This window comes from Halomonas sp. ND22Bw, from assembly GCF_003011945.1.
Classification (GTDB): Bacteria; Pseudomonadota; Gammaproteobacteria; order Pseudomonadales; family Halomonadaceae; genus Halomonas; species Halomonas halophila.
Genome location: NZ_PXWD01000553.1, coordinates 1 through 304, shown reverse-complemented (window position 1 = coordinate 304; position 304 = coordinate 1). Strand labels below are relative to the sequence as shown.

At 69.7% G+C, this 304-nt stretch carries 1 protein-coding gene; it reads left to right on the top strand.

Annotated elements, in window-relative coordinates:
- A partial coding sequence (locus CVH10_RS19345; RefSeq protein WP_146143105.1) for a response regulator transcription factor occupies positions 1-245 on the top strand: 245 nt, incomplete at its 5' end.
- Between the last annotated feature and the right edge of the window lie 59 nt (positions 246-304).

Here is a 304-nt window from a genome sequence, read left to right as displayed (position 1 = left end):
AGGCGGTGCGCCACCTGGGCGGTGGCGGCATGCACACGCTCGACCACCTGCGCAACGTCCTGACCGACCGGCAGGTCGAGGTGCTGCAGCTGCTGTCGCAGGGCAAGCCCAACAAGCTGATCGGGCGCAGCCTCGGCATCAGCGAGGGCACGGTCAAGATCCACTTGGCGGCCATCTTTCGCGCGCTCAATGTGCGCAACCGCACCGAGGCGGTGGTCGCGGCGCAGGCGCTGACCGAAGCCTGAGCCCGCCAGCCAGGGCGGCTATTCGCCGAACTGCAGGAACACGCGCCCGCCGTCGATGC